Source organism: Eggerthella hominis, assembly GCF_014287365.1.
GTDB lineage: Bacteria > Actinomycetota > Coriobacteriia > Coriobacteriales > Eggerthellaceae > Eggerthella > Eggerthella guodeyinii.
The window spans coordinates 28,944-51,984 of the sequence record NZ_JACOOA010000009.1 but is presented as its reverse complement, the minus strand read 5'-3'; the positions used below and the strand labels follow the sequence as shown (position 1 = coordinate 51,984).

The 23,041-nt window shown below is 66.0% G+C and carries 18 protein-coding genes; 3 read left to right on the top strand and 15 right to left on the bottom strand.

The window, feature by feature from the left end; translation table 11 throughout:
- Positions 1-97: 97 nt before the first annotated feature.
- Complete coding sequence (locus H8S61_RS15635) at positions 98-1,372, bottom strand: MFS transporter (protein ID WP_154332410.1); 1,275 nt, start codon at positions 1,370-1,372, stop codon at positions 98-100.
- A gap of 152 nt (positions 1,373-1,524) precedes the next feature.
- Complete coding sequence (locus H8S61_RS15630) at positions 1,525-2,769, bottom strand: CoA transferase (RefSeq protein ID WP_160941014.1); 1,245 nt, start codon at positions 2,767-2,769, stop codon at positions 1,525-1,527.
- Between the two features lie 198 nt (positions 2,770-2,967).
- Between H8S61_RS15630 and H8S61_RS15625 the strand changes: the two genes are divergently transcribed.
- Both H8S61_RS15625 and H8S61_RS15620 read left to right on the top strand, forming a co-directional pair.
- Positions 2,968-3,774 carry a gamma-glutamyl-gamma-aminobutyrate hydrolase family protein gene (locus tag H8S61_RS15625; protein ID WP_186939634.1) on the top strand — a complete coding sequence of 269 codons (807 nt, stop codon included), beginning with the start codon at positions 2,968-2,970 and terminating at the stop codon, positions 3,772-3,774.
- A gap of 200 nt (positions 3,775-3,974) precedes the next feature.
- Positions 3,975-5,081 (top strand): 3-oxoacyl-ACP synthase III family protein, encoded by a 1,107-nt coding sequence (locus tag H8S61_RS15620; protein ID WP_186939633.1) that lies wholly within the window; start codon positions 3,975-3,977, stop codon positions 5,079-5,081.
- 58 nt (positions 5,082-5,139) lie between these two features.
- On the opposite strand, the gene H8S61_RS15615 is transcribed toward H8S61_RS15620, so the two are convergent.
- Both H8S61_RS15615 and H8S61_RS15610 read right to left on the bottom strand, forming a co-directional pair.
- The gene (locus H8S61_RS15615; protein ID WP_186939632.1) at positions 5,140-5,736 is read right to left on the bottom strand and encodes a biotin transporter BioY; all 597 of its coding nucleotides are present in this window, start codon (positions 5,734-5,736) and stop codon (positions 5,140-5,142) included.
- Positions 5,737-5,909: 173 nt separating this feature from the next.
- On the bottom strand, positions 5,910-7,418 hold the full coding sequence (locus tag H8S61_RS15610; protein WP_160941010.1) for an MATE family efflux transporter: 1,509 nt from the start codon (positions 7,416-7,418) through the stop codon (positions 5,910-5,912).
- A gap of 139 nt (positions 7,419-7,557) precedes the next feature.
- Here H8S61_RS15610 and H8S61_RS15605 point away from each other — a divergent pair, with 139 nt between their 5' ends.
- Positions 7,558-8,376, top strand: coding sequence for a MerR family transcriptional regulator (locus H8S61_RS15605; protein ID WP_366458590.1), 819 nt, complete (start codon positions 7,558-7,560; stop codon positions 8,374-8,376).
- Positions 8,377-8,450: 74 nt separating this feature from the next.
- On the opposite strand, the gene H8S61_RS15600 is transcribed toward H8S61_RS15605, so the two are convergent.
- The 11 genes from H8S61_RS15600 to H8S61_RS15550 form a co-directional block, all read right to left on the bottom strand.
- Positions 8,451-8,819: a cytochrome c3 family protein gene (locus H8S61_RS15600; RefSeq protein ID WP_160941008.1), complete on the bottom strand. Its 369-nt coding sequence runs from the start codon at positions 8,817-8,819 to the stop codon at positions 8,451-8,453.
- Positions 8,816-10,546, bottom strand: coding sequence for an FAD-dependent oxidoreductase (locus H8S61_RS15595; RefSeq protein WP_160941007.1), 1,731 nt, complete (start codon positions 10,544-10,546; stop codon positions 8,816-8,818). The genes H8S61_RS15600 and H8S61_RS15595 overlap by 4 nt, the downstream gene beginning before the upstream one ends.
- Before the next feature lie 132 nt (positions 10,547-10,678).
- On the bottom strand, positions 10,679-11,452 hold the full coding sequence (locus tag H8S61_RS15590) for a biotin--[acetyl-CoA-carboxylase] ligase (RefSeq protein WP_366458588.1): 774 nt from the start codon (positions 11,450-11,452) through the stop codon (positions 10,679-10,681).
- On the bottom strand, positions 11,449-12,756 hold the full coding sequence (folP, locus tag H8S61_RS15585) for a dihydropteroate synthase (protein WP_186939630.1): 1,308 nt from the start codon (positions 12,754-12,756) through the stop codon (positions 11,449-11,451). Before folP ends, H8S61_RS15590 begins: the two co-directional genes overlap by 4 nt.
- Entirely contained in the window at positions 12,753-14,957 is a 2,205-nt protein-coding gene (gene ftsH, locus H8S61_RS15580) for an ATP-dependent zinc metalloprotease FtsH (RefSeq protein WP_244977602.1), read from the bottom strand. The genes folP and ftsH overlap by 4 nt, the downstream gene beginning before the upstream one ends.
- A gap of 150 nt (positions 14,958-15,107) precedes the next feature.
- Complete coding sequence (gene hpt / locus H8S61_RS15575; protein ID WP_160941090.1) at positions 15,108-15,650, bottom strand: hypoxanthine phosphoribosyltransferase; 543 nt, start codon at positions 15,648-15,650, stop codon at positions 15,108-15,110.
- A 207-nt stretch (positions 15,651-15,857) separates the two neighbouring features.
- On the bottom strand, positions 15,858-16,544 hold the full coding sequence (locus tag H8S61_RS15570; protein WP_160941004.1) for a Maf family protein: 687 nt from the start codon (positions 16,542-16,544) through the stop codon (positions 15,858-15,860).
- A gap of 46 nt (positions 16,545-16,590) precedes the next feature.
- A complete protein-coding gene (tilS, locus tag H8S61_RS15565; protein ID WP_186939629.1) occupies positions 16,591-17,706 on the bottom strand; it encodes a tRNA lysidine(34) synthetase TilS in 1,116 nt (371 codons plus the stop codon).
- Positions 17,706-20,369, bottom strand: a complete 2,664-nt coding sequence (locus H8S61_RS15560) for a bifunctional diguanylate cyclase/phosphodiesterase (protein ID WP_186939628.1) — start codon at positions 20,367-20,369, stop codon at positions 17,706-17,708. The genes tilS and H8S61_RS15560 overlap by 1 nt, the downstream gene beginning before the upstream one ends.
- A complete protein-coding gene (gene rlmD, locus H8S61_RS15555; protein ID WP_186939627.1) occupies positions 20,366-21,637 on the bottom strand; it encodes a 23S rRNA (uracil(1939)-C(5))-methyltransferase RlmD in 1,272 nt (423 codons plus the stop codon). The genes H8S61_RS15560 and rlmD overlap by 4 nt, the downstream gene beginning before the upstream one ends.
- Complete coding sequence (locus tag H8S61_RS15550) at positions 21,615-22,265, bottom strand: GntR family transcriptional regulator (RefSeq protein WP_160941000.1); 651 nt, start codon at positions 22,263-22,265, stop codon at positions 21,615-21,617. The genes rlmD and H8S61_RS15550 overlap by 23 nt, the downstream gene beginning before the upstream one ends.
- Positions 22,266-23,041: the final 776 nt, after the last annotated feature.

The following is a 23,041-nucleotide window of genomic DNA, read 5'->3' as shown; positions in this document are numbered from 1 at the left end:
CGAGGCTGCCTCGACGCCGTTTCCGAGCCACGCCCCCACGCAAACGGGCCGCCCGAGGGCGGCCCGTTGTGCGATTGGGTGCGAAGCGCGGGCGAGCTTACTTCTTCGCCCAGGAGCGGCGGCCCATCGGGACGATCACGAGCGAGCAGATGAGCGTCACCACGTAGAAGCCGATGATGAGGTAGAAGCAGCCGGCGAACGATCCGGTGATGTCGAAGATCTGCGCGTAGATGAGCGCCGAGAAACCGGAGAACACGTTGAGGCCGGTGGCCACCATCGAGAAGATGTTGGCGTAGTCCTTCTGACCGAACGCCTGGCGGCACGCCATGGGCGGCACGATGTTGAGCGCCGCGAAGCCGATGCCGAACAGGAACACGCCCACGTAGAACATCATGGCGTTGTCGACGCTGAACAGCACGATGGCGATGCCGAGCGCGCCGAAGACGCTGGCCACCACGCCGGAGACGCGGGCGCCGGTGTGGTCGCACAGCCAACCCAGGCCGAACTTGCCGAACAGCTGGCCGATCATGCACACGGTCACGCCCATGGCGCCCACGGCCGCGCCGAGCGCGCCGGTGGAAGCATAGGACGAGAACTGCTGCATCATGCCGGCAGCGATCACGAAGAAGCCGGCCATGATGATGAGCAGCCACAGCGCGGGATTCTTGCGCGCCTGCGCAGCCGTGGCACCCTCGTCGGCGGCAACGTCGATAACGGACTTGGCCTCGGACTTCGCGGATGCGACCTCAGCAGCGCCGTAGCCCCAGGGCAGCACGCCCATCTTCTCGGGCGACTCACGCAGCAGCGCCGCGGTCAGCACGACGGACGCGACAAGCGCGATCACGCTGATGATGATACGGGCGGTGTGCCAGCCGTAACCGCTGATCCAACCCTGGATAACCGGGCTCATGAACGCGCCCAGCAGCGACGCGCACACGCCGATGACGCCGATGACGGTGCCGTTGCTCTTGGCGAACCAACGGTTGATGAACGTCGGCGTGGCGATGTACATCCAGAACGCGGCGGACGCGCCGTACAGCACGCCGTACACGTTCCACTGCCACGGCTCGGTGAACCAGGCGCACGCGAGCGATGCCAGGCCGAACACGGCGGCGGCAGCGGTCATCACCCAGCGGGGATTGAACTTGGTGATGAGCTTGCCGGCGAACGGCGTGCAGATGGCAGCCACCCACGGCTGGATGGACATGTACAGCGTCGCGTCGGTGCGGGACCAGCCGAACTCCTCCATGACCGGCGACGCGAACAGGCCCGCTTGGTTGGCCACGAAGCCAAGCGGTATAGCGTAGAAGGCTACGCAGGCGATGGCGATCGCCCATGCGTAGTTGCTACCCTTCATTGTTTCAGATCCCATAATGCCTCCTTTGTCGAACGTAGAATCCCCAACGCTCTAGCGATGAGCAAAATCCATGCCATCGTTAGGGCGTCAGAGGATTTCCCTTTCCCTGCCTGCCCGGCGACGCGGCCCCGATCGAAGCGCATCGAGGCCGCCGATCGCCCGGCGCGTTATTCGCCCTTGCGCAGCACCCCCTTCTCGTACAGCAGCTCGATCTCCTCTTCCGAGTAGCCGAATTCGTTCAGCACGTCTTTCGTATCGGCGTCGTACTTCGCGCCGCCGCGCACGATCTTGCCGGGATGCTTCTTGAAGCGCGGGATCATGTTCACCTGCTTGACCGTCTTCTGCGTGATCTCGTCGTAGCAGTCGATGAACACCTCGCGCGCCTGGTAATGCGGGTCGTTCAGCATCATCTCGTAGGTCATGTGGGGGCTCACCGCCACGCCCATCTGGCCGAAGATCTGGTTGACCTCCTCAACCGTGTGCTCCTCGCACCAGCTGTCGAGGGCGGCGCGGAATTTCGCGGCGCGGTCGGGCAGCGGCTCATCGAGGCTCTTGCAGCCAGGCTTGCGCGTGATGGAGGGGTACGTGCCGAGCGGCTGGAAATCGGGATCGTCGGCGAACCCGAAGAACTCGACGAGCTTCTTCACCGGGCCGGCGCCGCCCACGGCCACCTGGCAGTAGCCGTCCTTGCACTTCTGCGCGCCGGCGCAGGCGCCCACGAGGTCTTCGTTGCCGATGCGCATGGGCTGGATGCCGTGGTTGATGCCGTCGGACAGCGTGGCGCCCTGCAGGCGCACGAGCGCCTCGAACTGGCAGCAGTCGATGGACTCGCCCTCGCCCGTCTCGCGCGCGCGGATCACGGCGGCCAACGTGGCCCATGCGCCCATGAGGCCGGTCATGAAGTCGCCGGTGAAGGGCTTGGTCACGCTGGGCGGGCTATCCGGGAATCCGTTGAGGTTCGAGTAGCCCGAGAACGCCTGGCCGATGGGATCGAACGACGCCTTGCGCACGTAATCCGGATCGCCCCAGTTGCCGAAGCCGGAAATATGCAGGATGACCAGCGCCGGGTTCGCCTCCCACAGCACCTCGTCGGTAAGCCCCCACTTCTCCCAGGTGCCGCCCTTGGACGACTCGACCAGCACATCGGCCCACTTCACCATCTGCAGCAAGATCTCCTTGCCCTCGGGCGAGGGGATGTTGAGCGTGATCATGCGCTGGTTGCGGCGATCGACCGACCATGCGTCGCCGTACATGCGGTACATATCGGGCGCCACCGTGCTTTCCAGCTCGATGACGTCGGCGCCTTGCTCGGCGAACAGCTCGCAAACGAACGGCGCCGCGATGACGGCGCCCGCGTTGAGCACCTTCAAGTTCTGCAAGTTGCCGAACTTGGGGCGATCCGATGACTTCATGTGCGTTCCTCCTTGTGTCCTGATCCCGTATCCTGCGTCGCCCGCGCTTGCGGGACGACAACCTTCTCTGGCCTCCCCATAGCAACTACCGTGCCAATCTTTCCCTCTTACTTTTGTGAATTCCGCGCGCGTCGATTCCCGACGGGTCGCTTTTTCGTATGCTGCTGGCAGGAAGACGACGACCGGAGGGCGAGCGGCATGATCATCGGCATCACCACCACGTATGTTGAAGAGGAGCAGAAGGACGAACGCGTTCCCGTGGAGCGCGTGACGGTGGAATACGTGCGGCGCGTGGCCGCCACCGGGGCGGTGCCCGTGCTGCTGCCGCCCGTCGCGGGCGGGGCGGATGCGAACCGCCGCGCGGCACGCGAGCTGGTGGAGCGGCTGGACGGCCTGGTGCTGGCCGGCGGCGGGGATCTCAACCCGGCGACCTACGGCGACGAGGCGCGCCTGACGGAAACCGTGTACGTGTTCGACGATCGCGACGCGCTCGAGCTGGAGCTGGCGCGCGTCGCCCACGAGCTCGACCTCCCCACCCTGGGCATCTGCCGCGGCATGCAGGTGCTCAACGTGGCGCTGGGCGGATCGCTGTACCAGGACGTGCACGCCTGCGGGCTCACCGACGCCGTACACCAGCAGAAGCCGCCCTATGACGTCGTCGCGCAACGCGTGGACATCGCGCCGGGAAGCGTGCTCGACCGCGTGCTGTGCGACGGCCCGGGCGGCGGCATGGTATCGGGATGCAAGGCGGGATGGCCCGCGTCGCTCGAGGCGAGCTGGGAAGGCGTCGCCCCCGCGCCGCGCTCGCTGCTGGTGAACTCGATGCACCACCAGGCGCTCGCCCGCGTGGCCGATCCGCTGCAGGTGTGTGCGGTCAGCGGCGACGGCATCGTCGAGGGCGTGGAAGACCCCGCGCACCGCTTCTACCTGGGAGTCCAATGGCACCCCGAGTACCTCGACAGCAACGCGTCGCTGTTCGAAGCGCTGGCCGCCGCCGCGCGGTAGGGGGGGCACCGGAGCTTTGCGGCGCCAAGGCATCCGAACGGAACGGATGTTTCACGTGAAACATCCGCACCGCATCCGCCCCTTTGTGAAGGTCGCTTGGGTTTCTGACGGGGAACAGGCTCGGTGCTATAATGCATTTAGTTTGATTATCAAAGCATTGACGACGCGCCCGGCGTAGGCGCGATCGAGGACGGAGCAGCATGGGCAGCACGATCATCGGATGCGGAAAGTCCCTCCCGAAGCTGGAAGTGGCGAACGACGACCTGAAAGCGCTCGTCGACACGAACGACGAATGGATCAGCACGCGCACGGGCATCAGGACCCGCCACGTCGCCGTCGAGGAAACCGCAACCGACCTTGCCGAAGCCGCCGCGCGCCAGGCCCTCGGCCTCGTCGAGGGCGGCTGGTGCGAAGGGGCCGTCGACCCCTCCACCATCGACCTCGTCATCTTCGCCACTATCACGCCCGACGTCGTGGTTCCCTCCGCCGCCGGCCTGCTGCGCCGCCGCCTGGGCCTCGAGCACGCCATCGCGTTCGACCTGAACGCCGCATGCACGGGCTTCGTGTACGGCCTGACCGTTGCCGAATGCATGATGGCCGGCTCCGCCTCCGGCACGCCGGGCGCGACGGGCCGCAACCCCATCCGCCGTGCGCTCGTGGTGGGCGCCGAGCGCCTCACGCGCGTCACGAACTGGAGCGATCGCAACACCTGCGTGCTGTTCGGCGACGGCGCCGGCGCCGCCGTGCTCGAGTGGGACGAATCGCGCCCGGGCATCATGAGCAGCTTCATCACGAACGCTGACGACGACACCAATGCGCTGACCTGCTCGTTCGCTTTCGATGCACCCAGTCCGTTCACCGTCGAGGGCGTGGATGCCGCGCGCTCCGAGGATGCCACGCTCTCCCGCATCGACGACGAGCTGGATATCGCCGAGCTCGTGGACGCCGGCGAGCCGCGCCAGGTGCTGCGCATGGACGGCCCCAAGGTGTTCAAGTTCGCCGCCGAGGCCATGACCGTCGCCGTGCACGAAGCGCTCGACCGCGCGGGCCTGACGCTCGACGACGTCGCCTGCATCGTTCCCCACCAGGCCAACGAGCGCATCATCAAGTACGCGGCCAAGAAGCTGGGCCGCCCGATGGACTTCTTCCAGCTGTCCATCGACCACACCGGCAACACGTCGGCCGCCAGCCTGCCCATGGCCCTGTGCGACGCCTACGCCAGCGGCCGCATCGCGCGCGGCGACAAGGTGGTGCTCGTCGCGTTCGGCGGCGGCTTCACCTCGGGCGCCGTGCTCATCGAGGCATAGCGACCCTCCCCCCCCATCATCATGAAAACGGGCACCCGCGGGTGCCCGTTTTCATGCTCTAGCGCTTCGGCAGCGCGCGCTTCACGGCGCGGGCGCACAGCACGGCCGCCACCGCCTTCAGCACGTCGGGCACCGCGAACGGCGCGATGGTCACGGCGAAGGCGGCGGCCAAATCGACCCCCACCACGGCGGCGTACTGGAAGCATCCGCACACGTACGTCACCACGATGAACGCGAGGCACGCCGTCATGTCCACGGCAAACGCCTTCGTCCCCCCGAGGCTCTTCGCGCCGCCCATCGCGCGCCCGAGCGCCTCCCGCACGAGCAGCGCCGCGACGGCGCCCAGCAGATACCCCCACAGATAGCCGCCCGTCGGACCCATCAGCATGCCGATGCCGCCGCGCATCCCCGAGAACATCGGCAGCCCGACGGCGCCCAGCACCAGATAGCCCGCGATGGCCGCCATGCACTGCTTCGGCGTGAGCGCCATGATGGCGAACATGAGCGCGAACATCTGCAGCGTCAGCAGCACCGGGCCGAACGGGATGGCCACCCATGCCGACACGCCCATGATCGCGATGGTCAACCCGACGAACGCGATGGAACGCGTGCGCGACACCCGCGCGGAACCCTGTTTCACCTTGCTTGCCTCCATGTGCTGCTTCCTTTCCCAAAGCTCAAATGCCGTTTTCAACAGCATCGCACTATAAGCAAGCCCCGCGGTTTTGTGAACCGCGGGGCTTAGCCAAGGGTGACAATCGGGATGAGCGATGCGGAAGCACGCAGTTTCCGCACGTTCCGCACGCACCGCACGCGCGGCGGCGCGGGCTAGAACTTCGCCTTCAGCTCGCCGCTCTTGAGCTTCCGCAGGCGGCCCATCTCCAGGATGATGAACACCACCGTGGTGAAGATGGCCAGGAAGTCGGCCGCAGGCGTGGCGAAGTACAGCGCATCGAGGCTGGTGAACTGCGGGAACCAACCCGGCAGCAGCATCGGCAGCACGACGAGCAGCGGGATGAGGAACAAGATCTGGCGCGTCAGCGACAGGAAGATGGACTTCAACGGCTGCCCCGTGGCCTGGAAGTAGTTCGAGCCCACGATTTGGAAGCCGATGAAGGGCAGCATGAGCAGCTGCACCTTGAGCGCGAACACGGTGAAGTCGCGCAACGACTCGCTCGTGATGCCGAAGAACCCGACGATCTGCTCGGGGAACAGGTGCACGAGCGTCCACAGCACCACGCCGATGCCCGTGGCGCCGATGATGCCGTACCACAGCGTCTTCTTCACGCGCTCGAACAGGTGCGCGCCGTAGTTGTACCCCAGCAACGGCTGGATGGCGATGGCCACGCCGATGAGCGGCAGCACGGCGAACATCGACACGCGCTGCACCACGCCGATGGATGCGAGCGCGCCCTCGGCCCCCAGCGGGCTCATGGCGCCGTACATGTTCAGCAGGTTGTTCAGCACGAAGTTCACCACGGCCATGCCCGCCTGCACCGCGAAGCTGGCCAGGCCGAGCGACAGGATGAGGCGCACCGTGCGCACATGCAGCGGCATGAAGCGCAGGTGCAGCTTCATGGGCACGTTCTTCGTGAAGATGAAGTACCACAGCACCGCACCGCATGAGATGGCCTGGCCGCACACCGTGGCCAGCGCGCTGCCCTGCACGCCCCAGCCCAGCACCATCACGAACAGGAAGTTGAAGATGGTGCACGACACGGCGCCGATGATCATGGTGCCCAGCGCACGGTTCGGCGCGCCGGCCGTACGGATGAAGTTGTTCACGCCCATGCCGATGCACTGGAACACGAAGCCCAGCGAGATGATCTGGATGAACGAGCGCGCGAACTCCCAGTCCTCAGCCGTGGCGCCCGACACGCTCAGCAGGCCGTCGACGCATGCGGGGATGTGCATGGCCACGGCCACCACCACCGCGAACGCGATGGACAGGCACACCGTGTTGCCCAGGCTGCGCTCGGCCTCGACCCGGTTGCCCTCGCCCATGCGCAGCGCGGCCAGCGCGTTGCCGCCGTTGCCCACGAGCATGGCGATGGCCATGAACACCGTCATGATGGGCATCGCCACCGTGGCGGTGGCCAGGCCGATCTCGCCCAGCGCCTGGCCGAGGAAGACGGAGTCGATGACGTTGTACGCGCCGTTCACCAGCATGCCGAGAATGGACGGGATGGCGAATTCGACGATGAGGCGCGGAATGGATGCCGTGCCCATGCGACTGACTTTGTCGTCGCGCCCCGGGCGCTTCGGATCCTTGCCGACGGGTGCGCCGGTGCTTTCTTCCGTGAAGTTGAGAGTGGGGTTCGTTGCTTCTGTTTCCATGAGTTCGCTGCTGCCTTTCAACCTTCTCCATTTTCGAGGAACGGCATATTGTAACCCATCATCTTGGCATCGCACAGCCCTGAAATCAGATACACCGTAAAGCAGCACCGCGTATGCTATATTGAACGGCGTCACCACGATGCATGGAGGTTGGGGGAACATGTACCGGATGAAGGAATTCGCAGCCATGACCGGGCTGCCGCAGTCGAAAATCCGCTTCTACGAGAAGCGCGGGCTGGTCCTGTCGGATCGCGAAGAAAACGGTTACCGCGTATTCACACCCGAAGACGCGTTCAAGTCAAATGCGTTTCGCGTGCTGCTTCAATACGGGTTCAGCATCGACGAGGCCGTCGCGATGCTCGACGCCCAGCAGGGCACCGAGGAGTTCGAACGCTCGCTGCTGACCCAGCAGGAGAAGCTCACGCGCGAGGCCGACCTGATCGCGTACCGCCTCAGGCGGCTCGAAAGCACCCTCGGCGCGATAAGGTCCGAACCAGGTTCAGAGTTCGAGCTGGTGGATGCCGCCGACCAGCTTTACATCAACACGTCGCACGGTCGCGACTTCCACGTTTCGCTCGAGCATGAGAAGACCATCTCGCAGTATTACGACTTGCTGAGCATCACCAGCTGCGCGCGCATCATCAAACGGGACGACCTGCTTGACCAGTCGCCCACGGTGAATCCCGATTACGTGCTGACGATGCCCGAACACGAGAGCCATCGGCTGGACAGCGACGCGTTCAAGCAGGTAAAACGACTGTACCTGGGAAAATGCATCCGCTTCAGAAGGCAGGCCACCCGAACGGAAAGCGTGCGGAAGGAAACGTTCGCCACCCTGTTCGCGTACCTCGACGGCCACGGCTATCAACTCCGCAACGACATCATCCTCTTCCCGTCCTTCCTCAACCTCGACGGTTTGGGAAGCGATATCGAAACGCTCTACGTGCCCGTCAGCTGAAACGGTCGAGGGGCTCCGGGGCGAAATCGCCAGCCGGAGCCCCTCAAGAAGGCGCGTTGCCGCAGCGCGTGCCGCTAGTACAGCGGCTCTTCGTCGGGAGCGTACACGTGGCAGTTCTCGCAGTAGTTGAACGTGATCTCCTTGTCCTTCTCGTGGCAGTTCACGCATGCGTTGTAACCGCCATGCAGGGAGTCGTGCGGATTCCAGTCGCCCAGATCGGCCGTGCGTTCCGCAAGCGCCTCGTAGCTGCCTCCGTGGCAGCTGAGGCACTGCTCGTCCGAAACGTAGGCTCCCGCTTCGCCCGACACCGCCTCGGTTTTCGCCCCGTCGCTCGACGAGGAGCTGGTCTGCTGCGGCGCGCATCCCGCCGCCGCGAAGATCGCCACCAGCGCAATCGCAGCGAAGGCGATCGCAACGCTACCGCGCACCTTGAATCGGCTCATGCCTGGCCTCCTTTCAACATATGCTCTACCGCCACGTAGCCGAACGTCGCCGCACGCCCCACCGACGTGCCGGGAATGTGGCGCGGATAGTTTCCTGCGTAGAAATTGCCGGACACGTTGCCCGTCGCGTACAAGCCCTCGATCACGGCCCCGTCCCGGTCGAGCACCTGCGTGTCGCCGTTGATGGTGAGACCGCCCACCGTCGCCAGGATGACGCTGTTCGTGACCAGCGCATAGTACGTGCCGCCCGTGAACGCGACGTTGTTCCCCGTGTAACGGTAATAGTCGGGATCACGCTCGAGGCCGTCTTCGAAGAAGCTGTTGTACCGCTCGACCGTGCCTTCGAGCGCCGCCGCATCGACATCGATCATGCCGGCAAGCTCGCTCAAGGACGACGCGCGGAACAGGTGGCCCTTCTCCTCGTCGCGCTCGAGCTGCTGCTCCGCGCTCGGCTCCTTCTCCAGCGCAGAAGCTATCATGGCCTGGTCGAAAAGGTGATAGCACTTCTTGCCGCGGCGAATCTGCATGTTGATGGCGTTGGAGATGTACTGGCGTGCCTGATTCTCGTTCACGAAGCGCTGACCGTCGGAATTCACGATGATCGAGTAGTTCATCGCGCCCGGGAAGTACACGCGTTTCTCGACGAACGTGGAGGGCGTGGCGTTGCTGAAGTTCATCACCGGATGCGGCAGCGAGTCCATGTCGGCGCCCACTTTGAGGCCCATCATGTGGCCGTCGCCCGTGGTTCCCCAACTGGGATTCCACCAGGAAGACGACTCGTAGTCTTCGGGACGGACCCACGTTTGCATCATCTCGGGGTTCGCGTCGTAGCCGCCGGTTGCCAGCAGCACGCCCTTCGAGGCGTTGATGCGAACGTACTGGTCGCCGCTTTTGGCGATGCACCCGGTCACGCGCCCGCCAGACTCGCGAACCAGCTGTACGGCCGGCATCTCGTAGCGGATGGAAAGGTTGTCGTAGGTCTCGGCGACCGCGCGCAGCTCCTTGCATACGTACAGACCGTACAGCCACGTGGTGCTGATGCCCTCGGGCATCTTGAAGTTGACGTAGCTGTCGATGACGGGGAAGCCGTTGTAGTTCGGTGCCTGATCGAACTTGTACAGCTGCCACCCGGACCCGCCCTTGTCGAGCATCTCCTGCCAGAAGTCGGCCATCTCGCCCGACCGGCTCACGTACGTCTCGATGGGGCCGGGGTCGACGCGCCAGTCGGCGGCGCGATAGATCTCGTCGCGCAGCTGGGCGGGATCGATCTCGATGCCCTGCTCCTTTTGGAACTTCGCACCGACCGCGCCGAAGCTCTCCCACGCCGAACGGCCCTCGGTCATCTTCTCGAGCGTGATGACGTTCGCACCCTCCACCGCCGCTTTCAAGCTGCCCATCAAGCCGCCGATGCCCGCCCCCACGATGAGGATCTCGCATTCCTCGGTGCTGGTTATCTCGGATTCGGCGATCTCGCGATCTTCGAACGCGATGGGGCCGCGCGGGCCGGGACAAGCGGCCTTGCGCAGCGGCAGCAGCGAGGCATCGTCCCCCAACACCCGGGAGTACAGGTTGCCCGCGCTTTCCTCACCGTCTGCTTGCGTGGCAGTGGCGCCGTCGTCCGCAAACGCCGCGCCCGCCCCGGGGAACGCGAGCATGCCCGCGGCGGCCGCCCCGGTCAATCCCGCTCCCCTGAGAAAATCGCGCCGTGATAATCTGGCTTGTTTCATCTCTCCTCCTTTGCGTGCGTTTCCCTCGATGCGCCTTTGGCGCACAAACCACGGTAGACCCTGAACCAGGTCGAGGGTCAAGCGGGAATTCGGGAACGAGCGGAGGACGACAGCAACCGCGGCACGCGGGCGCTACCTGAGGTGGGCTTCGCCTGATGAGACAGGGGTTTCGGCGCCGGACGCGTCGAGGAGGACGAGGCGGCCTTGGGCGTCGATGCGCCGCACGGCGCCTTCGGCCAAGGTGGAGCCCGCCCGATCGACGACGCTCACCGTGCGGCCGATGAGGCTCGCATGGGCGTTGAACTCGTCGACGAGGGCGGCGAAACCGGCGCGCGTCCATTCGTCGTACAGCGGCGAGAAGGCGGCGAGGAAGGCGGCGAGCACGGTTTCGATGGAGGGAGGCGCGGCGGGGACGAGGTCGGCCACGTACGCGGCGCGGTTCTTGCCGCCCACGTCGGGGCGCTCGTCCGGCGGCAGCACGTTCACGCCCACGCCCACGCACACGCCGCCGCCGTGCGCCTCAAGCGAGATGCCGCAGAGCTTGCCCTGCTCGCACACCACGTCGTTGGGCCACTTGATGCGAACGCTTTGCGCGGCGGCATCCCCCGCCAACGCCACGAGCGCTCGGCGCACCGCCATGCCCACGACCAGGCTCAACGTCGGCAGCTCGCGCGGCTCCACCTGCGGGCGCAGCAGCAGCGAGCAGTACAGCCCGCCTGCGGGGCTGGTCCATGCGCGGCCCTGACGACCGTACCCGGCAACCTGCCGAAGCGCGCGAACCACGAGACCCTCGGGTTCGCCGTCGTCCAGCGCGCGTTTGACCTCGTCGTTCGTGGAGGAGACTTCGTCGAGCAGAAGCACGCGGAAGGGGAAACCGCCCGGCGCGCCGCCTTTCCCCTCGCTCACAGCCGTACGGCCTTTCCCACGCACGCGCCGTCAGCCGTGACGGGAACGTCGTTGGCCAGCACGTGGCCCGGCACCAACTCCAGCAAAGGCTGCACCACGAAGTCGCGCTCCAGCAGGCGCGGATGCGGCAACGTGAGGACATCGGTGTCCACGACGTACAGTTGGTAGTCGAGGATGTCGAGATCGCAGGTGCGCGGCCCGTTCTCCACGGTGCGCACGCGACCCAGGCTGTTCTCCACCGCGTGGAGGTAGCCCAGCAGCTCCTTCGGCGGGATGCCCGTGCGCAGCAGCACGACGGCGTTCACGAACGCGTCCTGATCGAGGTAGTAGGCGGGCTCGCTCTCGTAGAAGCTCGAGATGTCGACGATCTGCGAGTCGGGCAGCGAGCACAGCTCGGTGATGGCCTGATTGAGCATGGCGATCTTGCCCTCGCGCTCCTCGCCCGGATGAGCCACGAGCGGCACGTTGCAGCCCATGCCGATGAGCGCGTACGGCCGCAGCCCTTCGAGCGCGGCGATCGTGGCGGCCACGTTGTGCGTACGCACCACGCTGGCCCCCAGCTCGCACGCCATGAGCGCCTCGGTGGCCGACACCTCGTCGCGCGCGGACGGCTCGTCGATCCCGTACGCCCAGCCCAGGAAGCTCTTGCGCGACACCGCCACCATCACCGGGTAGCCCAGGCGCACGAACTCCTGGAAGTTGCGCACCAGCTCGAGCGTCTGCGACGGCGTCTTGCCGAACCCGGGGCCCGGATCGATGCAGATGCGGTCGTGCGCAATGCCCGCCGCTTCCAGCGCGGCAGCCTGGTCGCGCAGCCAATCGCGCACGTCCGTCACCACGTCGTCGTAGGCGGGCGCGTCCTGCATCGTGGAGGGGTCGCCCTGCATGTGCATGACCACGAGGCCGCAATCGCTCGCGCGCGCCGCCTCCACCATGGCCGGATCGCGGAAGCCGGACACGTCATTCACGATGGCCGCACCCGCTTCCAAACACGCGCGCGCCACGTCGGCGTGCCGCGTGTCGATGCTCACGCACACGTCGCGCTGCGCGAGCGCGCGCACCACCGGCAGCACGCGCGCCAGCTCTTCGTCCACCGACACCGGCGCGGCGCCGGGACGCGTGGACTCGCCGCCCACATCGATGATGCGGGCACCCTCCTCCAGCATGCGCTCGGCATGGGCCAGCGCGGCATCGAAGCCGTCGTGCTGACCGCCGTCGGAGAAGGAATCGGGGGTAACGTTGAGGATGCCCATAACCATGGGCATCCTCGTATCGAACTCATAGGTTGAACAGCGCCAGATCATCGTTCGGTGCCGTCGCCTTTCTGCTCAGGGGCTTGCTGCGGGTCGGTTCCCTCGGCCACATCGGAAGGCGCGCGGAACGGCGGGTTCGGATCCTGATCGCCCGGCTCCACCGGCTCTTCCTTCCAGTTCGGATCGGCCAGATGCTCGTCGCGAGCACGCGCGGCGGCCTCTTCGGCCTCCTTGCGGGCGTTGATCTCGTCCTCGTGCTTGAGGTACTCGTCCCACGTGTTGTCCAGCAGGGCCAGGCAGGCCTCGCCTTCCACCGTCTCGCGCTCGAGCAGCACGTTCGCCATGAGGTCCATCTGCTCGCGATGGCTCGACAGAATCTCGTAGGCGCGGTCGTGCGCGTCCTTCATGATGCGGGCGACCTCGTCGTCGATGCGCTTGGCCGTCTCCTCCGAGTAGTCCTGCGTGTTGCCGTAGTCGCGGCCCAGGAACACCTCGTGGTTCGGCTGGCCGAACACCTGCGTACCCAGCTCGGCGCTCATGCCGTACTGCGTCACGATGGCGCGGGCCATCTTCGTGGCGCGCTCAAGATCGTTCGAAGCGCCCGTGGTGATGTCGTCGCAGAAGATCTCCTCCGCCACGCGGCCGCCCATGAACACGGCCAGCTCGTCGCGCATCTCGCCGAGCGAGTTGAGCACCTTGTCCTCCTTGGGGATGGACAGCGTGTAGCCCAGCGCGCGGCCGCGCGAGATGATCGAGATCTTGTGCACCGGGTCGGCGTGCGGCAGCGAGTGGCCGACGAGGGCGTGGCCGCTCTCGTGGTAGGCGATCGTGTGCTTGGTCCGCTCGTCCAGCACGCGGCCCTTGCGCTCCGGTCCGGCGATGACGCGCTCCATGGACTCGGACACTTCCTGCTGCGTGATGATCTTCTTGCCGCGGCGCGCGGTGAGCAGCGCCGACTCGTTCATGAGGTTCGCCAGGTCGGCGCCCGTGAAGCCCGGGGTGAGCTTCGCGACCTTCGACAGGTCCACGTCGCTGCCGATGGGCTTGTCCTTCGAGTGCACCTGCAGGATCTTCTCGCGGCCCTTCACATCGGGCGCGTCCACCACGATCTGGCGGTCGAAGCGGCCGGGGCGCAGCAACGCCGGGTCCAGCACGTCCGCGCGGTTCGTCGCGGCGATCAGCACCACGGAGTCGTTGCTCTCGAAGCCGTCCATCTCGACGAGCAGCTGGTTGAGCGTCTGCTCGCGCTCGTCGTGGCCGCCGCCGAGGCCCGTGCCGCGCTGGCGGCCGACGGCGTCGATCTCGTCGATGAAGATGATGGCCGGCGAGGCGTCCTTCGCCTGCTGGAACAGGTCGCGCACGCGGGACGCGCCCACGCCGACGAACATTTCAACGAAGTCCGAGCCGGAGATGCTGAAGAACGGCACGCCCGCCTCGCCCGCAACGGCGCGCGCGAGCAGCGTCTTGCCGGTGCCCGGAGGGCCCACCAGCAGGCAGCCGCGGGGGATCTTCGCGCCCATGGACTGGTACTTCGCCGGGTTCGCCAGGAAGTCCTTGATCTCCTGCATCTCCTCGACGGCCTCGTCCACGCCGGCGACGTCAGAGAACTTCACGTCGGGGCGCTCCTCGATGGATTTCTTCGTCTTCGCCTTGCCGAAGCTCATCTGCGAGTTGTTCGCCTTCTGCATCTGCGTGAAGAAGAACAGCAGCACGAGCGCGATCAGGCCGATGGGCAGCAGCGTGCCCAGCAGCTCCATGAAGGGGCTCGGCAGCGACACCTCATAGGGGATGTTCGGGTGCGCGGCCATGAGGTCGCCCAGCGAACCGCCGTAGTAGGTGGAGGTGAAGTTGTGCTCGGTGCCCAGCGTCGCCGCATTGATGTCGGTGGTACCCACGCCGCCGAGCGCCTTGCCGGTGTCGGGGTTCTTGATCGTGGCCATGCGCGCGTTGAGCGCCTGGAACGCCTCGTTGAAGGCGTCGGCGCCGGTGGAGCCCGCCGTGACCGCGGGGTAGTACGTGCCGGACACCGAGTAGTCGCCGGCGCTGTACACCACCTTCGTCGCGCGATCCTGCTCGACGGCCTGCACGAACTCAGACGTGATCAGGCGGTCGGTGGGCTTGGCGTTCGAGGACGACATGTTCAGGAACTGCTGGCCCACGAAGAAGGCCACCAGCATGAACAGGACGACCGAGATGATGGTCGTCCTCGGACTGGGCTGCTGGAACTGCGATTGTTTGTTTTGCTGTGCCATAGCGTCTTACTTTCCTTTTCTCACCGACTCGCGCTGCGAGAGGGACCGGGCTGGTGCCCGACCCGCCGTCGCACGCGGCCGATGCCGCATACCCTCAGTGCGCCGCACGGTTCGACCGAGCCGAACCGACCGCCCGCCAAGGCTGCTTCGCTAGTAAATCTCCGGCTTCAAGATGCCGATGTAGGGCAGATTGCGATACCGTTCTGCAAAGTCCAGCCCGTAGCCCACGATGAACTCATCGGGGCACTCGAAACCAATGTATTTGCAATCGATCTTCGCCTGTGCGAGCGTCTTCTTGCGAAGGAGCGTGGCCACCGCGATGGAGGCCGGCTGACGCGACGACAGGTTTTTCAGCAGGTACGTCAGGGTAAGACCGGAGTCGAGGATGTCCTCGGCCACGATAACGTGGCGACCTTCGATTTCGGACGAGAGGTCTTTCAGAATGCGCACCACGCCGGAGCTTTTCGCGCCGTTTCCGTACGACGAGATGGCCATGTAGTCCATCTCGACCGGAAGATCGATCTGCCGCGCGAGATCCGCCATGAAGATGGCCGCTCCGCGCAGCACCGAGATGAGGACGATGCCCTCATCGGCCGCATCGGCGTAGTCGCGTGTGATGGCGGCGCCGATTTCGCCTACGCGGCCTGCGATCTGCTCTTCGGTGAATAGGATCTCCGAAATGTCGTTGTGCACGTTCCTAACCTCTTCATCGCGTTTCGCTTCTGCCATCGCCCCTGATCGCATCACATGATCACGAAGCGACGGCGTCACGCTTACCTTGAATTCGGTTAGTGTACCATTGCCATCCCGGGAAAAGGAGACGATACGGTAACGCCAGCCCACCTGTCACGATTTTTACATTTCGCAACGGGAACTGGGACGATAGGTTGTGTTGGGCCGTTACGCCGGCGAACCGGCGAGGTCGGGGAATTCCTCGAGCAGGCGGCCGACGGGCAAGCCGATGACCGTGTCGAGCGCGCCGTCCACGCGCGCAACCAGGTCGGCTCCGGCCCCCTGCACGGCATAGGCGCCCGCCTTGTCGAACGACTCGCCCTTGCGCAGGTAGTCGGCGATCTCCTCGTCGGTCAGCTCGTGGAACGTCACGGCCGAGCGCTCGACGAACGTGCGAAAGCCCAGTGAGATCTTCTCGGGCTCGGGCGCGGCCACCATCCACACGGACACGGCGGTGAGCACCTCGTGGGTGCGGCCGGACAGGCGGCGCAGCATGCGCTTCGCGTCGGACAGGCTGACGGGCTTGCCGAAGATCTCGCCGTCGAGCACCACCATGGTGTCGGCGCCGATGACGGCGGCCATGCCGGTGTAGTCCTCGGCCAGCACCTCCTGCACCACCGCGCCGGCCTTGCGTTCGGCCAGCTTCTTGCACGCCTCGGGCGGGTCGGCCAGCAGGTCGGGTTCCAGCGTTTCGTCCACATCCGAGGAGTGCACGACGAAGCGCACGCCCGCGTCCGCAAGCAGCTGCTTGCGACGGGGCGAGGCGCTGGCCAGCACCACGTCGAGGGCGGGCATCGATTCGTCCGAGGAGGCCGAAGCCTCCGGGGCGTTTTGGGTGTTCTCTTCGTTTTCCATGCGACGCATTGTAGCGCAACCCCGGCGCAAGCGCCTAGCGCGAATGCTACGCGCGCTTTCTTCGGGCCCGGTAGGCGGCCATGGGCTCGATGCGCACGCCGTGCTTGTTGGCGCTGACCGCGAGGTCGCCTTGGATGTTGGTCACGTAGCCGCCGCGGGGCTTGCCGTCCGCCCCCTCGTCGAACGCGGCCAGCACCGCCTCGACCGAAGCCGTCTCCACGCGGGCGTCGCGTCCCAGCATCAGCTGCAGGGCGCGCAGCACGGCGCGGCGGCGCAGCGGCAGCGGCTCCGCGCCGAACGCGGGGGCCAGCACGCAGCCTGCGCCGTAGTCGTCGCCGAGCGCCTCGACGTGGCCGGCCATCAGCTCGTCCACCATGCGCTCCAGCATGTCGTCCTCGTCGGCGATGAGGTTCATGGTGCGGCCGAGCACCTCGAGCAGCTGGGGGTTGCGCTCCTTTGCGCGCGGGACGATCTCATGGCGCACGTAGGCGCGGAAGCGGTCGGTATGCGCGTTCGTCGCGTCCTCGCGCCACAGGTTGCCCTCGCCGTCGCAGGCCACGAGCGCGCCGACCTGCTTTCGCTCGGAAACGTACGCGCGCAGCTCCTCGCGGCTCGCATCGAGCAGCGGGCGCACCACGGGCCCGTTGCGGTACTTCATGGCGCGGAACCCGCCCGGCCCCGTGCCCACGATCGAGCGCATGTAGAAACTCTCCACGCGGTCGTCGGACGTGTGCGCCGTGAGAATGCGGCCGTCGGCGAGCGGCGCGGCCGCGTGAAGGCACAGGCTTTCGAGCGCCTCGTTCGCGGCCAGGTAGCGCTCGCGGCGGGCGACGGCTTCCACGTTCTCGCCCGTGCGCCGGGCCTCGCCCGCGATGTCGATGTCGCACGAGAACAGCGGGATGCTCAGCAGCTCGGCCAGCCGGGCGACGAAGCGCGCGTCGTCGTCGGCGTCGGCGGCGCGCAGCTGGTGGTTGACGTGCAGCATGGCCAGCTGCCCCAACATTCCTCGTTCCCGCAGGTCACAGGCGATGTAGGCGAGCGCCGTGGAGTCCGATCCGCCCGACACCATCAGCAGCGCCGGCGTATCGGCGTCGGCCAAAGCGCGCGCCGCCAGCACCTCCCCCACGCGGTCGACCAGCGCGTCCGTCCGTGCGGCAGCCATCACGCATGCACCTCCAAGAACCTCCGCTCGAATTCGCCTTCGGGCAGGGGGCGTCCGAACAGGAATCCCTGGATGTAGTCGAGCCCCATGCCGCCCACCACTTCGTACTCCTCATCGGTTTCCACGCCTTCGAGGCACACGCTGATGCCCACGGCATGGCACAGTTCCACCACGAACTTGATGAACGTGGCATCGAACGTGCTCGTCTGGATATCGCGGATGAAGGCCCGGTCGATTTTCACGATGTCGGCGGGCGAGGTCTTCAGCACGCCCAGCGACGAATAGCCCGTGCCGAAATCGTCCATGGCCACACGCACGCCCTGCATGCGCAGCTGGTGGAACAGCTGATGCGTGGCCTGGGCATCGTCGGCGAAACGGCTCTCGGTCATCTCCACCACGAGGCTCTCGGGAGGCAGCCCCGCCTCGTGCAGCGTGTCCACGATGAGCGGCACGAGGCCGTCCTCGTCAAGCTGGCGATACGAAAGGTTCACGCTCATGGTGAACGTCGGGATCACCTTTCTCCAGCGCCTGCACGTATCCACGGCATGCTGCAGCACCCACGTCCCCATCGGCACGATGAGGCCGCTCTCCTCGAGCAGCGGGATGAACTCGAGCGGCGACAGCTCGCCGTACGCGTCGCAGCGCCAGCGCGCGAGGGCCTCGGCGCCCACGACCCGTCCCGTGGCGGCTTCCACCTGGGGCTGATAGCACAGGCTGAACCCCTTGAACCCGTTTTCCACGCTGTCGCGCAGCAGCTCCATCAACTCGAGCTCGCGCGTGCGCTCGGCCAGGATAGGCTGCGAGAAGTTCACGCAGCGCTTCTTGCCGTGCCCCTTCGCGTACTCCAGCGCGTAATCGGCGTACTTCACGAGGCTCTCGTACGTCTCGGCATCGCCGGGGTACTGCGCGATGCCGCCGGACAACGTGCAGTAGAACTTGCGGCCCTCGTGGTCGTGTTGCCGTTGGAACATGCCGCCCAACTGGGCGTACGCTCCGCGCAGCACGTTGACGTCGTCGTTGATGATCACGGCGAACTCGTCGCCGTCGAGACGGTACACGCGCGCCTCCTCGGGCAGCGCGCTCTGGATGCGCTGCGCCACGAACCGGATGACCTCGTCGCCGAATGCGCGGTCGTAGCGGTCGTTGATATGCCGCAGGTCGTCGATGCCGAGCACCATGAGGCTGATCGTCTCGCTCGGCGCCGTCTCCATGCGGCGGCGCAGGTCGTCCTCGAACTCGAACCTGTTGAACAGGCCGGTCAGCGGGTCGACCTTGCTCTTCTTGCCCAGGTTCGTGATGAACCCGGCGAACAGCAGCGGCTTGCCCTTCGCATCGAGGATGAGCCGGCCGCGGCATCGCAGGCGCACCCACTCGCCCTTGCGGTTGATGGCGCGGTACTCAATCCAGTGGCGCGTGGTGCGCGCGTCGGTGATTTCCTGGTTCGATTCGAGAAACGCCTGCTTGTCGTCGGGATGCACCTTCGAGCCCCACACGGCCGCCGCGTTCTCCACCACCTCGGAGGGCAGGTCGAACTCCTCCACCATGGCGCGCGGATAGCGGAACACGCCAGTTTTCATGTTGCACACGTAGAGGTAGTCGTCGGTGCTCTCGACCACCGCGTCGTACAGCTTGCTCTCGTCGTACGAGAACGCGCTCAGGTCGACCGACACGCCCCTTCCCGACTGCTCGGCGCTGATCAGCGCGTTGATGTTGCGGTCGATATGGTAGCGGCGCTTCTCCTCGTACATGCGCTGGTCGGCCAGGGCCAGCGCCTCGTACAGCTCGAGCGGCGCCGCAGGGTCGATCTCGGCGATGCCGAAGCAGAACCCCATGTCGTACGGGGGATCGGTGCGACGCGGGAGCGCGGTGAGCGCCGTGCGGGCGCGTTCGACCTTCACGCGCGTCGAAGTCGCGTCGCCCAGGAACACGCACACGAACTCGTCGCCGCTCAAGCGGAACCCGTAGTCGTTCGGCCCGAATTCGGACCGCATGGCGTTCGCGGCCGAGCGGATGAGGTAGTCGCCCTCGGCGTGACCGTACTGGTCGTTCACGTCTTTCAGGCGGTTGATGTCGTACAGCACGATGGACACGTCTTCGCCCTCGACCGCAGCGCGCGCAAGCGAGAGGCCGAGGCGCTCCTTGCCGGCGCGGCGCCCCATCATGCCGGTCAGCTCGTCGGTGTTCGCCGACACGAGCGCGGTGATGTCCACCGATTGCTGCAGGTGCACGCGCGACCCGTCGATCCATTCCACCAGGCTGTCGTAGTTGCGGTACGTGCGGCCCGTCACGGGGCTCTCTTCGTCCCACTCCACAAGCGGCGCTTCGCTTCCGCAGCTCAACAGCTCATCGACGGGGCAAAACGCGCAGCGCTCGGTCAGGCCGCGCTGCAACACCTGCCAGCACACCTTCCCTTCGGGGTTCTCCACGCCGTAATCGTGCTTCATGAACCCGTTCATATACAGGATGCGGTCGGTGTTCGGGTCCGTCACGTAAATGCTCGTGCGCATGCCCTCGAGCACCGTGTCGAACACGAAGCTGTGCAGATCGGTGACACCTCCGTGGTTGTCGTCGGCGGTCAGTGGCGCATCGTGCCGCATCATCGGAGCGGCCTCGTCAGACTGCTCGCTCGGGGCAGACGATCGCTCGGGATCGCGCTCGCTCATCGCTGGCTCCTTTCAGGGGCGCCTTCTTCGCGCTCCACGAGCGCAATCGTTTCGACGTGGTCCGTATGGGGAAACATATCCACCGGCTGCACCATGCGCACGGCATAGCCGCGCTCCCGCAGGAAGGCCAGGTCGCGCACTTGTGTTTCGGGGTTGCAGGAAATGTACACGATGCGCTGCGGGGCCAGCGTCGCGGCGGCGGCGAGGAACTCCTCGCTCGCGCCCGCGCGCGGCGGGTCCATGAGCAGCACGTCGACGGCTTCGCCCGCGGCGGCGCGCTCGCGCATGAACGCCCCTGCGTCCCCCACCACGAACTGCGCGTTCTCCACGCCGTTGTGCTTGGCGTTCTCGCGCGCGTCGCGCACGGCCGACGCCACCGTGTCCACGCCGATCACCTGCCGCGCGCCGTGCTTGGCCGCCACGAGCCCGATGGTGCCCGTGCCGCAGTAGGCGTCGATGGCGCACTCGGTGCCGGTGAAGCCCGCCATCTCGATGGCCCGCTCGTACAACACTTCGGTCTGCACGGCGTTCACCTGGTAAAACGATTGCGACGAGATGCGAAAGCTCAACCCGCACAGCTTGTCCAGGATGAAGCCCGGGCCGTACAGGGTCTGCTCGCGCTCGCCGAGGATCACGTTGGTCTGGCGCTCGTTCACGTTCTGCACGACCGACGTGATGCGGGGGCAGCGACGCACGAGCTCGCGGCAGAACGCGCGCGACGCCGGGAACGTGCGGCCGTTCGTCACGAGCGTGACGAGGATCTCGCCGCTCGTGTGGCCGACGCGCACCACCGCATGGCGCAGGAATCCGGAGCCCGCGTCCTCCCGGTACGGCTCGATGCCGAAGCGCCCCATGAGGTCGCGCACGGCTCGGATGATGCGTTTGGCCTCCTCGTTCTCGATGAGGCAGCCGTCGGTGGGGACGATGCGGTGCGATCCGGCCGCGTACATGCCGCAGAGGATTTCGCGGTGCGGCTTCTGACCGCGCTTCGCGGTGCCGCCTTGCAGCTTGCGCCCGGGCGCGTAGGGGGACACCACCTTGTTGCGGTAATGGTAGGGCTCGTCCATGCCGATGATGGGTCGCAGCGCGGCCGGATCGGCCACGTCGGCGAACAGGGCGGCCACGCGCGCGTCCTTGCCCGCGAGCTGTTTCGCGTACGGGACGCCGATATGCTGGCAGGCACCGCACTCGCGCTCGACGGGGCACGCAGACGCCGTCGACGCAGGACGCGGAGCGGGCCGCACGCTACCAGACGAGGAACTTGGCATTGTCGATGCTCCAATGGACGTCGCGAATGAACCGCTGCAGCTCTTCCCCATCGTGCAGCTCGAACAACCTGACGATTTCGGCGTGCTCTTCGTTCGCCTTGCGCAGCAGGCCGTCCAGCTCGTCCTCGCCCACATTGGCGTACTCGCGCTTCATGAAATAGCGGTTCATCTGGTGTATCAGACCGATGAGGCGCGAGTTGCCGCACTTGCGCACGTAGCTGTCGTGGAAGTCGTGCTGCAGGTCGTCGTACTTCTTGAAGAGGCCTTTGTCGATGGCCAGCTGCATGGAGCCGTGAAGGAACTGCAGCTGCGCGATGTCATCCTCGGTCATCTCGTCGACGGCGAGCAGGGCGGCACGACCGTCGAGCGGCCCGATGATCTCCACGATCTCGCGGGCGCTGTCCTCCGTCACGCGCTTGACGGAAAAGCCTTTGCGCGGCACGTTCTCGAGATACCCGTCGGCGGCAAGTTGGATGAGCGCTTCGCGCACGGGCGTGCGGCTGACGCCGAGGGCATCGCATATCTGCTGCTCGCTGATCTTATGGTCGTCGGCGAGGGTGCCGCCGTCGATGAGGTCGACGATGTGGTCGTACACATGGTCCTTGAGCGATCGGTACTCGTTCGTCATATCATCCGCCTGTCGTACAGCTATCGTGTATACCAATATACCACAAGCGCTCGGGCGCGTTCGCGAGCGGCTGGCCCGCGCGCGAGGAGGACCCGCCGCGCGTGCGCCCGCATCCCTCCCTGCACGCATGGCCGTCGAAGCGCGCCGCAGCGTTTCAGCAGCAGAATCCGCTCGAAGTAAGCATTTTTTTCGTTTTGCGCACCCAGGAGCATCGAATGGGCGAAACGGCTGGGTGGGTCATTGCAGCAAAAACCTTGTGACCTGGGTATATGCAAAACACCCTTGAAAGCCTCCGGGAGCGAACAAGCGAAAATAGGGGCCGAAGCCTTTGCATGGTACGCAAAACGTAAAAATTGCTTGGAGCTCCGCGATTTCCGCGTCGAACCGTCACCGATGCATGACCGACCAGGTGCATGCGCCCGATAGCGCAGGAGCCACTTCGAGACCGCGGCGATGGGGGCGACCCGAGCGACCCGGGCCCCGCCCCCATCGTCGCCTTCTTCGTCGCCGTTCTCTTGAGCGGCTCCCGTTCCCTCGTCGGCGCGTCCCTCGTCGGCGCGTCCCTCTTCCCCGCTCCCTCTTCCCCGACCCCCTCATCGCCTCGCTTTTCACCGCCCCATCGTCGCCCCCGTCTTCGCCCCTCTCATCGCCCCCGCCCCTATCGCCGCCCCTCTTCCCCGCGACCCCGCTCACCCCTCCCTCGTCGGCGCGTCCCTCTTTTCAACGAATTCCAAAAACTTTCCGCTTCCCCTTGATTGTATACAATATACAGAATA